The following is a 13,891-nucleotide window of genomic DNA, read 5'->3' on the forward strand; positions in this document are numbered from 1 at the left end:
TTCTAACAGATGCCAATGGCAGCACCCACTCAGGCAGGATGCTTAAAGTGGGGTTAGTCGCATCTTTATTCGCCTTGGCTAATAGCTATGCCAGATTTGTTGATAATGGGACTCCAGTAGACGAAACATTAAGTAAAACAGGTTGGGATCATTGGACGCGCCCTTACTCAACACTCCATCAAATATATGATTATCTGAATCAGAAGATTTATCCAATAGACAATTAACGCAGGTTCAACAGTCTGAATTTTGGTCGGTGCAGGATGATTCAGCTTTTCCGGGTAGAGCTTTTGTGTTTGGAATATCAGGCAATCATGTGGATTGACTCAAAAGTTCAGAAAAAAGTGTGCATAAACGGAAATTACATATTGTTATTGTTGCTTTGTAGTCCGTTGGTTGCAGGTCTGAACGTTAAACAGCTTAATGCGGTTAAACCCTTTGACAGAGACTTTTCTTGCCCCTATTATTGCGCGCTTATGACAACCAACCCGTGAACCCCGTGACTCATGGCTATCGGACAATTACCCAAAGCCTTTGATCCGCGTAAATTCGCGCGTCAAGGCAGGCAGTTTCAAGGCTCCCTGGCATTGAGTCAGTTTAGTCGGCTGGTAGACAGTCTGGTTGATGACAGGGGCGAAGTTCAGGTTGATCTTCGCTTTTCATTGAGTGAAAACAACCGGGTTGTGCTGGAAGGGCATGTTGAGGCAGAACTGAGCATGATCTGCCAGCGCTGTCTGGATGTGGCCAGGCTGCCTGTGCGAGCTGATCTCCATTTGATGGGGGTGCTGACCGACGAGCAGGCCAAAGCCCTGCCGGAAGACTTTGAACCGTTGATGTACGGTGATGAACCGGTAGAATTATTGCCTATTCTCGAGGAAGAGCTGATTCTGGCACTTCCGCTGGTGGCCTATCATCCGCCTGAGGACTGTTCAGCTCAGCAATACTTTACTACTGAGTCTGAAGAAGAGGCTCAGGCTGCTGCCATTGAGGCAGATGAAGAGCGCAAGAACAGTAACCCTTTCAGCGTTCTGGCCAAATTGAAAACAGATACTACGACCCAGGAGAGTTGACACATGGCTGTTCAGCAAAACCGTAAAACCCGTTCCAAGCGTAATATGCGCCGTTCCCACGATAGTCTGACTTCTGCTCAGCTGTCTGTGGAGGTAGCTTCCGGCGAAACTCATCGTCGTCACCACGTTTCTGCTGAAGGTTTCTACCGTGGCAAGAAAGTGGTTGAAACCGGCGAAGACTAAGTTCTCAGGTATGCTTGCCCTAAGGAATGAGTACAGTGATTGCTTTGATGTCTCCCGGAGGCATGAAATAAAATGACATCAGGTGCAAACGCTGGTTCACAACTAACTGTTGCGCTTGATGTAATGAGCGGGGACGATGGTCCCCGTTCTCGTATACGGGCGGCTCTCAGAGCGCTCGAGCATTATTCTTCTCTTCATCTTCTGCTTGTCGGTGACAGGCAGCTCATTGAAGATTATCTTTCCGATACCGACTTCTCTGATCGGTCGCGCTTTACCCTGATTCACGCTGAAAAAACCGTTACCATGCACGACAAGCCTTCACTGGCACTCCGTGGAAAAAAAGATTCCTCGATGTGGAAAGTACTTGAGCTGGTCTCGAAGAGTACGGCGCAAGCCTGTGTAAGTGCAGGTAATACCGGAGCTCTCATGGCGATGGGGCGTTATGTACTAAAAACCTTTGCTGGTATTGATCGTCCGGCCATAGCGGCTTCTGTGCCTACGTACGATGGCAGTGCCCTGTTGATGGATATGGGGGCGAATGTTGATTGTACATCGATGCATCTCTACCAGTTTGCCATTATGGGGGCTCAGTTGGCTTCATCGGTGTACGGTGTAGAATCCCCGAAAGTGGCTCTGCTGAATATTGGTACCGAAGAAATGAAGGGGAATGAGCAGGTCAGGCTGGCTCATCATCTGCTCCTGGAAAAGCTTGAGGTACAGCAGGGGCTGGATTATATCGGCTTTGTAGAAGGGCATGATATTGTCAGTGGTCGGGCTGATGTGATTGTCTGCGATGGCTTTGTTGGTAATGTGGCCCTAAAAACGGGAGAGGGGGTTGCGAACTTGATGCGTAGTGGCTTGAGGTCTGTTTTTCGGCGTTCTCTGTTGAACAAGTTTCTTTATTTTTTGATTTCACCGCTGCTGAAAGAATTTAATCGCAAGGTTGATCCGGTGTTGCATAATGGAGCGAGTTTGCTTGGTTTGCAGGGGGTTGTGATCAAGAGTCACGGAGGGGCCGATGAAGAGGGTTTTTATCGGGCCATTTGTCAGGCGGTGAAGGAGGCGCAAAATGACGTTCCCGCCAGAATCGCTCAAGAGGTTGAAGAGCGGTTGCTCTAACAAAACCGGGCTGTCTGGCTATCCTTTCCATATACCATTAATGACCTCGTTGTCTGGTCAGGTCATTCCGGTCTCTGAGGGAAATCAGGCAACCCGACAGAAGTCGTATGTGGTGATGTTAGTTATTTGCCCGGTGTTGTTGTTTTGCTAATTCTGTCATGTTCTAAAGCTGTTGTGTCCTTCATTAATGGTTCAACAACACCTATGAAACATAAAGCGGCCATGATGCCACCGATAATCGGGCCCAGGACATACACCGTCAAAAAACCATAATGATTATCAGGAAACGCCGCGCTCGCCCAGCCGAACATCGACGCCAGCAGTCGGGGGGATAAATCTCTGGCCGGGTTGAGTCCCGCCTGGGTCAGAGGCGCAATAATTGAAATAATGGCGGTAACCGTTAAACCGATAAACAATGGGGTCAATGCCTGATCCGGTCGCCCGGTGTTGCAGGTTTCGGTCAGGGCCAGAATCATAAAGACCAGGGTGAATGTGCCGGTGCACTCGGCAAAAAAAGCATTGGCCGTGGAAACTGAGGCGATCTGTCCTGCCATCGGATTGGGGTAATACTCACCAAACATCATTGCACTTGCTATGGATGATTCGTTGCCGCGGATAATGCCATGGACTAGCTCATACTGCATGATTGAGCTGGAGAAGAGCAGGTAAACCAGGGCGGCGGCCACAAATGCACCGGCAAACTGGGCTGCGAGGTAGCAGGGTAGTAATGTTGCAGGCATCCGACGACTGACCACCATAGCAATGCTCACTGCTGGATTGAGGTGAGCACAGGAAAGGCGTCGGGTGGCGTAAATTGCCAGTGTTACTGCCAGACCCCAGACCATAGCTACCTGGAAGAGTCCGGCATGGGCAGAAAACAATACTGTTACTGCCACTGAGCCACAGCCAAATAAAACCAGGATAAAGGTGCCTATGAACTCTCCGGCAAAGCCCTTCAGATATTTCATTCCAGTCATTCTCCTGATGATTTATGTCTGGTCATCCGATGCATATGCAAACAGTTAAGCTTCTCTGAACCAATCTAAAGGACGCAATGATCTGGGCGACGGGGTGGTTTCCGGATGTTGATTGAACTTCCCGGGTGCAAAGAAAGGTCTACAAGAATCAGAAAGAAGGTAGTTCACAGGCTTGCTCTGCGCAAGCCCTGCACCCATCTCTCTGTCTGGTTTGGTGGAGGTCTCGCGTTTGAAGCTATGTCATGGCTTTATACCTTTGCGTTCATAGTTGTTTCAGTTGGAAACATAAATTTACCAACCTTGGGTTCGACTTTTTCTATAATTGCCTGGATTTTTCGGGAGAAGTGAATAGCTATAAAAGGCAGGCTTCTCTCAACGATTGGCTATATCAGGACTAGACCCAAAGCAATGACGGATTTACTTGCATTTGTTTTTCCGGGGCAGGGATCCCAGTCGGTGGGCATGCTTGCAGACCATATCGACCATCCCGTTGTCGTTCAGGCCTTCACTGAAGCTGCTGAGGTGCTTGGGTTTGATTTGCTCAAGTTGACCATTGCAGGGCCGGGGGAAGAACTCAATAAGACGGAAAATACCCAGCCAGCAGTGCTCACCGCCAGCGTGGCGTTGTGGCGTCTCTGGCTTGAGAAGGATGGTGAGCAGCCTGCCTTTATGGCGGGTCACAGTCTGGGTGAGTACTCGGCACTTGTGTGCTCGGGGGCGATGAAGTTTTCTGATGCCGTACGGGTGGTTCGCCAGCGTGGTCTCTTCATGCAAGAGGCTGTTCCCGCAGGTAGTGGTGCCATGGCTGCCATTCTCGGTCTTGACGATCAGCAGGTGATCTCACTCTGTCTGGATGCTGCCCGGGGAGATGTGGTTGAAGCGGTTAACTTTAACTCGCCCGGTCAGGTTGTTATTGCCGGTGAAAAAGAAGCAGTGGCCCGTGCGGTTGAGCTGGCTAAAGAGGCAGGTGCCAGAAAAGCGATGCCCTTACCTGTGAGTGTGCCTTCTCACTGTGCGCTGATGAAGTCGGCGGCAGAGAAACTGGCTGTTGAGCTGGGGCTTATCGAGTTTAGTGAGCCTTCGATCACAGTGATACAAAATGTTACTGCAGAGCCATGTTCAGAGCCGGAAAAAATTCGTGAAAACCTGGTCAGACAGCTTTATAGTCCTGTTCGCTGGGTAGAGACGATTCAGTATCTGAATGAAGCAGGGGTAGCCCGGTTTGCTGAGTGTGGGCCTGGCAAGGTACTTGCGGGTCTGAACAAGCGGATCATTCGCAGGTCGCCAATAGCAACTCTTGAATCGGCATCCTCTTTCGAGGAATGGTCAGGTCAGTATTAAGCGATAAAGCAGCTTTTAATCGTGACTATTGAAAGTGCTTTTGCAGAAGAACAACAGGATAGAACTATGTCGAACCTTGAAGGCAAGGTAGCTCTGGTTACTGGTTCCAGTCGTGGAATTGGCAAGGCTATTGCCGTTGATCTGGGCAAGCAGGGGGCTGTTGTAGTGGGTACTGCTACTTCACAGTCGGGCGCTGAAAGAATCACTGAAATGCTGCAGGCGGAAGGAATAAAAGGCTGTGGTATGGTATTGAACGTCTCTGTGGCTGGCAATTGTTCTGAAGTGGTCAAATCCGTGACATCTGAATTTGGCGCCCCCCGGATTCTGGTGAACAATGCTGGTATTACCCGTGACAACATACTGATGAGAATGAAGGATGATGAATGGGATGCTGTCATTAATACCAACCTGAGTTCTATATACAGAATGAGTAAGGCAGTGTTGAGAGGTATGACCAAGGCTCGCTGGGGGCGCATTATCAATATCAGCTCCGTGGTCGGCTCCATGGGCAATCAGGGGCAATCGAATTATGCGGCGGCCAAGGCGGGTATAGAAGGCTTCAGTCGCTCTCTTGCCAGAGAGGTTGGCTCCCGTCAGATCTCTGTGAATACAGTGGCACCAGGCTTTATCGATACCGATATGACCCGTGAGTTACCGGAAGAACACAGAACCTTTTTGCAGTCACAGGTGCCAATGGCCCGTCTCGGACAGCCCGAAGAAATTTCTGGAGTGGTGGCTTTTCTGGCCAGTGATGCAGCCGGTTACATTACCGGAGAAACCATTCACGTGAATGGCGGGATGTACATGGGTTAGAGGTCGTGCAATGTTATTGGCACTTGATACGTGTCAAAAACCCTCTGATTAAAGATGAAATTTTCGGTAATATAATGGGCCTGTCCTTGAAATTACCGCAAGCGTTTATATATAGTAATTGACCGCAGATAGGGTGGTCTTCAAATCGTCCTTCTGCACCCGAATATCCATAGGAGCACAACCAGGTATGAGTACCATTGAAGAGCGCGTCAAAAAGATCGTTTGCGAACAGCTTGGCGTAAAAGCAGAGGAAGTCACCAACAGTGCGTCATTCGTAGAGGACCTCGGCGCGGACTCTCTGGACACCGTTGAGCTGGTAATGGCTCTGGAAGAAGAGTTTGAAACTGAGATTCCAGACGAAGAAGCTGAAAAGATCACCACAGTTCAGGAAGCAATCGACTACGTTGTTGCTCATTCCTGATTCTGTCCGGGCTGCATGCGAATAGCTGTATCCTGAAAAAGCCGTACGCAGTAAATTGCGTGCGGCTTTTGTATTTTTACTGTGAGAAACATGGTCGGGACATAACACACTCACATAAAGATTAATGTCATCATTTTTACATGATCATTTAGCATGATTTTTTGTAAACCTGTGGCCATAACTATTTTATGACTCGTGAGACGGCTGAGCTTCATGATTAATTATCAGCGCCCCTGAGGCCCGGGCACAAAAAATAAAGTCAGAAGATCTGATGCAGGAGTGAATTGTTTTGTCGCATAGAAGAGTAGTGGTAACCGGGCTAGGGGCTTTATCTCCGGTAGGTCTGGGAGTTGATCAGAGCTGGCAGTCTGTACTGGCTGGTTGCAGTGGTGTTGAAACTATCGATCATCTGGATGCTGAGAAATTCAGTGTCAGTATCTGTGGGGTAGTAAAAGGCTTTGAGGCAGGTGACTACTTCAATCCTAAAGACGCCCGGAAAATGGATGTTTTTATCCAGTATGCACTGGCGGCTTCCATTGAGGCGATGAAAGATGCGGGGCTGGATGGGAGTGATTTGCTGAGAGGCGATAATGTCGGTCGCTATGGTGTTGTCATTGGTTCCGGTATTGGTGGCATAACGTCTATTGAGCAAAACTATGATACGCTTCATAAATGCGGTCCTCGTCGTATATCCCCCTTCTTCATACCGGCGGCAATCATCAATATGGCGGCTGGCTGGTTGTCCATGCACTACAATCTGCAGGGGCCTAACTTTGCAACTTCTACTGCCTGTGCAACGGGCAGTCATGCTCTGGCCCTGGCCGCCAGAACCATTGCCTACGGTGATGCTGACGTTATGGTCGCCGGTGGTGCCGAAAAAGCCTCTTCGGCGCTGGGTATGACCGGATTTGCCGCGGCCAGAGCCCTGTCTACAAGAAATGATCAGCCTGAAGCCGCCAGCCGTCCCTGGGATAAAGATCGGGATGGCTTTGTGCTGGGTGATGGTGCTGGTGTCATGGTTTTGGAAGAGTACGAGCATGCTGTACGACGTGGTGCCACTATTTATGCAGAACTCAGTGGTGTAGGCATGAGTGGTGATGCTTATCACATGACATCACCACCTGAAGATGGTCGCGGAGCGGCCAGAGCTATGCAGTCAGCGTTGGATGACGCTGGCCTTAAGGCAGAACAGGTGGCCTATATTAATGCCCACGGTACCTCTACGCCTGCCGGTGATATTGCTGAAACCAAAGCGGTGCACAGGGTTTTTGGTCATGCTGCCAGACAGGTTGCAGTCAGCTCTACCAAATCCATGACAGGTCATTTGTTGGGGGCGGCCGGGTCGCTGGAGGCCGTGTTTGCTGTAAAATCGCTGCAAAATAATATCGCGCCTCCCACGATTAATCTGGAAAATCCGGGTGAAGGCTGTGATCTGGATTATGTGCCCGGAAGAGCCAGGTCCATTGAGATGGAGCATGTGCTCTCCAACTCATTCGGGTTTGGGGGAACCAATGTGACTCTGGCTTTCTCGAGACTGGATTAGAAACTTTGGATAATCGTCATCCCGCCAGCTGGGTCAATGGTGAGCCAGCTTCTGATGTATTGATCAGTGACAGAGGTCTGGCATACGGCGATGGTGTTTTTGAAACCATCCGTGTTCAGGCCGGTGCCCCCACTCTTTTTGATCTTCATTGCAAAAGGCTTTGTTCCGGTATGGCTGTATTGGGTATTCCTTTTGATCTGGAGGCGTTCAAAAATGAAGTCAGTGACTTTTTGCAAACGCAAAATCTGAAGGAAGGGGTGCTCAAAGCCATTGTGACCCGTGGCACTGGCGGTCGCGGATATAACCCACAGGGTTGTGACAGACCTTGCCGAATTCTCTCTTTTCATTCTTTGCCGGTCTATCCTGGTAACCCGGCGATCAGGGGCGTCAGGCTACATCAATGTAACACCAGGCTCGGTGATAATGCCTTCGCCGGATTAAAACATCTTAATCGTCTCGAGAATGTCATGGCACGCTCTGAATGGCAGGGTACCGATTGTCTGGAAGGTTTGTTACTGGGTATGGACGACAGGCTTGTAGAGGGAACCATGAGTAATTTATTCCTGGTATCCGGCAAAACCCTGAGGACACCGTGTCTTCGCAAATCAGGGGTCAAAGGAGTTTGCAGAGATCTGATTATGGGGCAGGCTCGTCAATGGGGTTTTCATGTGGAAACGGGTGATTATCATCTGAAAGATCTTGCCGGGGCCGATGAGGTATTTGTTTGTAACAGTGTTAACGGAGTTTGGCCGGTGATTGCCTGTGGCTGTTTGCACTGGTCAGTGGGTAGTGTGACCCGGACAGTCAGGGGTAGGGTTCAGGAAGTTTTGAATGCTTAAAAAGTTGTCATTTTCAGTGATGGGTCTCTGTCTTGCAGGATTGCTGGCAGCCGTTGTATGTTGGAAGGCGTTGGACTGGTACGGCGATCAGCCCGTAAATGAACCAGACACTGGAAGCAACCTGGAGTTTACTATTTCCCAGGGCGAGTCGATGACTCGAGTGGCAGACAGTCTGGCTGAGTCGGGCTGGCTTCAATACCCAAAGATCTTTGTGCTCCTGGCCAGAATAGAGAAAGCGGCCGGTGGCATTCATGCCGGGGATTATCTGATTCCGGCCGGGATCACCCATAGGGAATTGCTGAAGGTTTTTACTTCTGGCCAAGTGCGCTACTACAACGTGACGCTGGTTGAGGGCTACACGCTGAAAGAGGTAATAGCCATTTTAAATCAACACGAAAAACTGTCTTCACCTATGGATGAGAAGGCGCTGCAATCTCTCTATAAAAGTCTGGCCATAGAATTGAACCCTGAAGGTCTGTTTTACCCTGATACTTATTTCTTCCAGGCTGGTGCCTCGGTTGAATCCATACTCAGACGGGCTTACAACCGAATGGATTCAGTACTCGGTGAAGAATGGGAAAAGCGTGCTGAAGGACTCCCATACAAGAATCCCTACGAGGCACTGATTATGGCCTCTCTGGTAGAAAAAGAAACGGGTGTGGCTTACGAGCGTGGTGAAATTGCGGGTGTTTTTGTCAGACGTTTGCAAAAAGGTATGAGGCTACAAACTGATCCCACCGTGATTTATGGTCTGGGTGATCGCTATAAAGGGAATATCAGTCGACAAATGCTTCGGGGAGTCACACCGTACAACACGTACATTATCAAAGGATTACCTCCCACGCCTATCGCCATCGCTGGTCGGGAAGCCATTCATGCTGCTTTGCATCCGAAAGATGGTAAATCAATCTATTTTGTCGCGAAGGGTGATGGGACACATTATTTTTCAAAAACACTGGCAGAGCATAATCGAGCTGTCAGAAAGTATCAGATTGAACAGCGTCGTGAGGATTACCGATCGACTGTGGAGGCTCAATAATGGCTAATGCTCCCTCCGGCTTTTTCCTGACGATTGAAGGTGGTGAAGGTGCGGGTAAAACGACGGCGGTCGATTTTATTAAAAGTTGGATGACAAGCCATCGGCTGGCGTTTATTGAAACCCGGGAGCCGGGTGGTACCCGGGTTGCGGAACAGCTTCGTTCGCTGTTGCTGGGGCATCATGGTGAGCCGTTATCTGATATAACTGAATTGCTGATGATGTTTGCCGCTCGCTCGCAAAATATTTTTCATAATGTTCTGCCCGGGCTGGAAGCAGGAAAAATCGTACTTTGTGATCGTTTTACCGATGCCACCTATGCCTACCAAGGCGGTGGTCGAGGCCTTAATACGCAACCGGTTGAGGCTTTGGAGAATCTGGTACAGGGCTCTCTGCGTCCGGATATGACCATTCTGTTGGATGTTGATCCTGAAACAGGCATGGCCAGAGCCAAAGGGCGAGGTGGCAGGCTGGATCGGATTGAGCAGGAAAAAATGGACTTTTTTATCCGGGTTCGCAATGCCTATCTGGAAAGGGCGAAGCTGTTTCCAGAGCAGTTTGAAGTCATTGATGCCGGACAACCCCTTGAAAGTGTTCAACGGCAGTTGTTGGAAGTGCTCTCAAGAAGACTGGGAGAACGCTGATGAAAGACTGGAGCATTTTTCCCTGGCAAAACACTCAGTGGGAGCGAATGGTTCACTGCCAGCAGTCGGATAATTTGGCCCATGCCTATTTGCTCAGAGGTTTGCCGGGTACCGGAAAGCTCCAGTTTGCCAGAGCACTTTCAGCGTATCTGTTGTGCATGAATCCTCAGGCGACGGGTGCCTGTGGTCACTGCAAGGAGTGTGAGCTACTGAAGGCAGGCACGCATCCTGACTTGACACTGCTGGAGCCTGATGAGCCTGGCCGACCTATTCGAATTGATCGTATTCGAAAGTTGAACGAATTTGCCCATAAAACAGCCCAGCAGGGAGGGCGCAGGGTGATTATCCTGAGTCCGGCAGAAGCGATGAATGTCAATGCGGCCAATGCTTTGCTCAAATGTCTCGAAGAGCCGGGGGAAGATACCATTTTCCTGCTGGTTAGTGTCCGTTCTGGCGATATGCTGCCTACCATTCGCAGTCGTTGTCAGCAATTAAACTTTGCTGCACCGGAAAGAACAGAAGCGGAGCAGTGGTTAGCTTCACAACTGGAAGATTCGAGTCTGGTATCGCAATTGTTGGATCTCACGGCTAATTCGCCTTTGGAGGCTAAACGTTTTTCAGATCAGGGACTGCTAGAAAAAAGAGAAGCGCTGGCTGATGGTGTGAAAGGACTTTTCAAGGGGAAGCTAACCCCTGTGGAATTGGCTAAAAGCTGGCAGTCGGAGGATTTGGCTCTGACGATTGGCTGGATAATGGGTTGGCTCGATGATGCCGTTAAGCTGGGTTTGGGTGGTGATCCGTCAGACCTTCGAAACCGCGATCAGTTGAAAATGCTCGAGTATCTGGCTCGAAAAAGTAATGCCAGAGACCTCCTGAAAGAGAGGGAGTGGTTGATATCGCAAAGACAATCCCTGCTGGAAGGGGGCAATCTTAATCCGCAGATATTAATGGAAGGTGTCTTCTGCCGCTGCCTTGAGTGGGTTTTGTAAATGATCCTGAATGAGCGATGTCAGATAGAACAACTGGCATTACTCATCATTCAGAACAGGTCGATCAGGTCTTTTCTGCTCTCTCAAAAATCAAACCGTCATTTGATAAATTGCTGCTCGTCACGGCGGCGCTTATTGGCGGCCTCCTCATCACGCTCTTTGTTCAGAACAGTCACCAACTGCTCAAGCTCAGCAAGAGTCAGGCGTCTGGATGAGTGATCAGGCTCAAGCACCATCAGCTCGATGTTGCGAGCACCGGATTCGACAGCTTCCAGCAGCCCCTTCAGTGCGACTTTAATAGTGTCATCGCGGCTCATATCATCCTTGTATTCTCTCTCCAGCAGCTCCAACACAGCCTTGCTCTTCCTTCCGACAGAACAGGCTTTCCAGCTGACGCATACACCGGAGGGCTCAGTCTGCCAGAGCTGAGGGGAGCCATCATTGTTGAATCCACCAATGATGCAGGCAACACCGTAAGGGCGACAACCTCCATGCTGAGTAGCTTTCTGCTGTACCTCGGCGACGCGACGGGCGATGCTGTTGATATTCATGGCGTCTTCGAAGGACAAACGAAAACTCTGGCACTCCAGCTGAGCCTTTCGGATCAGGACGCGGGCGTCTGCAGACAGACCAGCGAAGGCCAGCTGAGCGTGCTCATCAAGTTGGACGATTTTACGGTTAGTCTCGCTCTGCAGCAGCTGCAACGGCCTCTTTTCCACAGCCAAGACGACGGTGTCAGCAGATTTTACGCCAACCGCACAGAGGCCGTGGCCGACAGCCTCTCCAGCGTACTCCACTTGTAACAGACGACCGTCTCCAGAGAACAGACGACCGTCTCCAGAGGACAGACCGCCACCAGTAGCCGCAATTTTCTGCTGGTTGATCCGTTTTTGCCTTCCAGCCCTATCGGTAGATGCCGTATCGGGTTCCGGGGTGCATTCTGATTGATGCATTACCTCTTGAGCCTCAGATCGAGTCGATCTTTCATTACTCTCGTCTTCAGGGCGTAATGGTCTTTGAGTACCGGTATGGTTGTTGGTGTCCCGTTCAGGGCTCTCATGATTAACTATTTGACCAGGTTGAAAAGGCTTCTTTCGAATGAAGCGTTTCCATTCGTGCCAACCGCCGCCCGCCGGCAGCGATGGGCCGAAAATCTCCGGATACAGTGACTCAAGAAAGCTCTGACAGTAATGACTGAACCACAAGTAGGCTTCAATCCTGCTGATGAACAATAGCTTGCCGTTGTGTTGGATGATGTAGGACGGCTGCCCATTACTGTCCTGAACATAAAAGGCGGCCCCGTGAATGAATGTAAGAAATCTTAATAACGGGTCGTCGGATAATGAGTTCATTATCAGTTTATTAGCCCATCTGAGGACGGATCTGACGCTGTCGGTACCATTCTGAAGAGAGTCTGCTTTAGTGAGTTGCGGCCAGTTTTCCTCAGTAATATCGCTGATTCTCACCACGGCAGGAAACTCTGAAGGCACCAGCGGTTCTGGTGCGTCGGGGTCATTGTTATCAGAACTATCAAAACCATTGCCTGCAAAGAGATGCGTGAGGTTATGGGGTACGGGTAAATCAGGTTTATGAGTCAGCGATGCTGGCAGGCTGTTTTCCGGATCTACCGGGTCGATGTCCGGGGTAATGATCTGTGTGGTGATGCCCTGAATCGCCCAATGTTCATGACAATGTCCAGTTGTGTCAATGTATTCTATGGCGCTGGGCTGGTAAGAGGATTCCGGTTCCAAAGGTTCACTATCGCCTGAGCATTGCCAAACCTGGCCTGTAGCCAGAGTAACATCAAGGTCAGGCAAACGGTTCTTTGCTTCGGGAATATTTCGGTAAACAGTGGCAATCAGAGGTAAGAGCGAACTTAACGACATCTGTTCGGTGAAACTATTGACGGCCACTGCTGGCTGTACCCTTGCCAGTTGCATTATAAAACAGGAAAAAAGAAACCTGCAAATGACAAGTGTGTAATATGTTTTTTTCATATCATCCTGGTATCCGTCATTCACTATCCCGATCAGGAATAGATTGATTGCCACCTGTGATCGAATATAAAAATGACTGTCGAAGGGCTTTCCGTAATGCCAGCTAAATGCTTTTCCGTCCCATCAATTTTCAGAAATGGATACGTTGTTCAGCCCATAATGAATCCGATGTCCGATAGCAGGATAGACCATCAGGCAGAGGGCTATTATAAGTTCTATTGCCACAAAGGTATGCTTGTTTACAGAATCACGACCTCGCTTGCCGCCGTGTTTTTTACGTCCCCAACAGGTATCATCGACTGGCAAGTCGCCTGATAAGCGATGGCTTTCATCACGTTCTTTCATCCTCTCATCAGATTGTGTTTCAGACGCCATGAAGCGTTGTACGAAATACCCGGCTGACACGACATTTCAAGGGCTGCAATAGCTGTATCAAAGGGTGGTTTTCATGGCGGCATAGCCGGGAGAATTAGCCTCTGTCAACTCATCCCTGGACGGGTTACACTGACTGAAAGGTAAGCTCAAAATCCGTATCAGTTATCAGAAAAAAATAATCACTATGTCAGGAGAAGAACGATGAGCCGTGGAAAGGGTGGTATGTCAGGTATTTTGTCTTTGACGATCAAAGACACTTCTTCTCTCTATTCATCCTATATGCCTTTTATAACCGGTGGAGGGTTGTTTATTCCGACGTCAAAGCGTTACTCACTGGGGGACGAAGTTTTTATTCGTCTGACTCTGATGGATGAAGCGGATAAATTACCTGTTCCCGGGAAGGTGGTCTGGATCACACCCCAGGGCTCTGCCCGAATGGCCGGGATAGGTGTTCAGTTTACCGATGCGACAGATACAGTCAGAACCAAAATAGAGATGTATCTGGCTGCGGCGCTCAAGTCCGATCGCGAGACCAGTACTATGT

The 13,891-nt window shown here is 49.6% G+C and carries 16 protein-coding genes; 13 read left to right on the forward strand and 3 right to left on the reverse strand.

Annotated features, from left to right (window positions below):
• The 4 genes from KDK18_RS01150 to plsX form a co-directional block, all read left to right on the forward strand.
• Positions 1–227: hypothetical protein (locus KDK18_RS01150; RefSeq protein WP_257252592.1), on the forward strand; the 227-nt coding region annotated here is incomplete at its 5' end.
• A gap of 279 nt (positions 228–506) precedes the next feature.
• Positions 507–1,070 (forward strand): YceD family protein, encoded by a 564-nt coding sequence (locus tag KDK18_RS01155; protein WP_257252593.1) that lies wholly within the window; start codon positions 507–509, stop codon positions 1,068–1,070.
• A gap of 3 nt (positions 1,071–1,073) precedes the next feature.
• Positions 1,074–1,253, forward strand: a complete 180-nt coding sequence (gene rpmF / locus KDK18_RS01160; protein WP_257252594.1) for a 50S ribosomal protein L32 — start codon at positions 1,074–1,076, stop codon at positions 1,251–1,253.
• A 72-nt stretch (positions 1,254–1,325) separates the two neighbouring features.
• Positions 1,326–2,372 carry a phosphate acyltransferase PlsX gene (gene plsX, locus KDK18_RS01165; protein WP_257252595.1) on the forward strand — a complete coding sequence of 349 codons (1,047 nt, stop codon included), beginning with the start codon at positions 1,326–1,328 and terminating at the stop codon, positions 2,370–2,372.
• 122 nt (positions 2,373–2,494) lie between these two features.
• Here the strand turns inward: plsX and KDK18_RS01170 are convergent, their stop codons facing one another.
• Positions 2,495–3,340, reverse strand: coding sequence for an MIP/aquaporin family protein (locus tag KDK18_RS01170; protein WP_257252597.1), 846 nt, complete (start codon positions 3,338–3,340; stop codon positions 2,495–2,497).
• Positions 3,341–3,757: 417 nt separating this feature from the next.
• Between KDK18_RS01170 and fabD the strand changes: the two genes are divergently transcribed.
• From fabD to KDK18_RS01210, 8 genes are all read left to right on the forward strand, one after another.
• On the forward strand, positions 3,758–4,690 hold the full coding sequence (gene fabD / locus KDK18_RS01175; RefSeq protein WP_257252598.1) for an ACP S-malonyltransferase: 933 nt from the start codon (positions 3,758–3,760) through the stop codon (positions 4,688–4,690).
• Between the two features lie 66 nt (positions 4,691–4,756).
• Positions 4,757–5,503, forward strand: coding sequence for a 3-oxoacyl-ACP reductase FabG (fabG, locus tag KDK18_RS01180; protein ID WP_257252599.1), 747 nt, complete (start codon positions 4,757–4,759; stop codon positions 5,501–5,503).
• A gap of 187 nt (positions 5,504–5,690) precedes the next feature.
• Entirely contained in the window at positions 5,691–5,924 is a 234-nt protein-coding gene (acpP, locus tag KDK18_RS01185; protein WP_034842413.1) for an acyl carrier protein, read from the forward strand.
• A 289-nt stretch (positions 5,925–6,213) separates the two neighbouring features.
• Positions 6,214–7,467, forward strand: a complete 1,254-nt coding sequence (gene fabF, locus KDK18_RS01190) for a beta-ketoacyl-ACP synthase II (protein WP_257252601.1) — start codon at positions 6,214–6,216, stop codon at positions 7,465–7,467.
• Positions 7,468–7,472: 5 nt separating this feature from the next.
• Positions 7,473–8,306, forward strand: a complete 834-nt coding sequence (pabC, locus tag KDK18_RS01195) for an aminodeoxychorismate lyase (RefSeq protein ID WP_257252602.1) — start codon at positions 7,473–7,475, stop codon at positions 8,304–8,306.
• Positions 8,299–9,345 carry an endolytic transglycosylase MltG gene (gene mltG / locus KDK18_RS01200; RefSeq protein ID WP_257252603.1) on the forward strand — a complete coding sequence of 349 codons (1,047 nt, stop codon included), beginning with the start codon at positions 8,299–8,301 and terminating at the stop codon, positions 9,343–9,345. Before pabC ends, mltG begins: the two co-directional genes overlap by 8 nt.
• Positions 9,345–9,986, forward strand: a complete 642-nt coding sequence (tmk, locus tag KDK18_RS01205; RefSeq protein WP_257252605.1) for a dTMP kinase — start codon at positions 9,345–9,347, stop codon at positions 9,984–9,986. Before mltG ends, tmk begins: the two co-directional genes overlap by 1 nt.
• On the forward strand, positions 9,986–10,975 hold the full coding sequence (locus KDK18_RS01210) for a DNA polymerase III subunit delta' (protein WP_257252607.1): 990 nt from the start codon (positions 9,986–9,988) through the stop codon (positions 10,973–10,975). The genes tmk and KDK18_RS01210 overlap by 1 nt, the downstream gene beginning before the upstream one ends.
• A 98-nt stretch (positions 10,976–11,073) precedes the next feature.
• On the opposite strand, the gene KDK18_RS01215 is transcribed toward KDK18_RS01210, so the two are convergent.
• Together KDK18_RS01215 and KDK18_RS01220 are read right to left on the reverse strand one after the other, a co-directional pair.
• Positions 11,074–12,972, reverse strand: coding sequence for an archaeal proteasome endopeptidase complex subunit alpha (locus KDK18_RS01215; RefSeq protein WP_257252608.1), 1,899 nt, complete (start codon positions 12,970–12,972; stop codon positions 11,074–11,076).
• Positions 12,973–13,095: 123 nt separating this feature from the next.
• A complete protein-coding gene (locus KDK18_RS01220) occupies positions 13,096–13,317 on the reverse strand; it encodes a hypothetical protein (RefSeq protein WP_257252609.1) in 222 nt (73 codons plus the stop codon).
• Between the two features lie 231 nt (positions 13,318–13,548).
• Here KDK18_RS01220 and KDK18_RS01225 point away from each other — a divergent pair.
• Positions 13,549–13,891: PilZ domain-containing protein (locus tag KDK18_RS01225; protein WP_257252610.1), on the forward strand; the 343-nt coding region annotated here is incomplete at its 3' end.

The sequence above is a fragment of the Endozoicomonas sp. SESOKO3 genome, assembly GCF_024606255.1.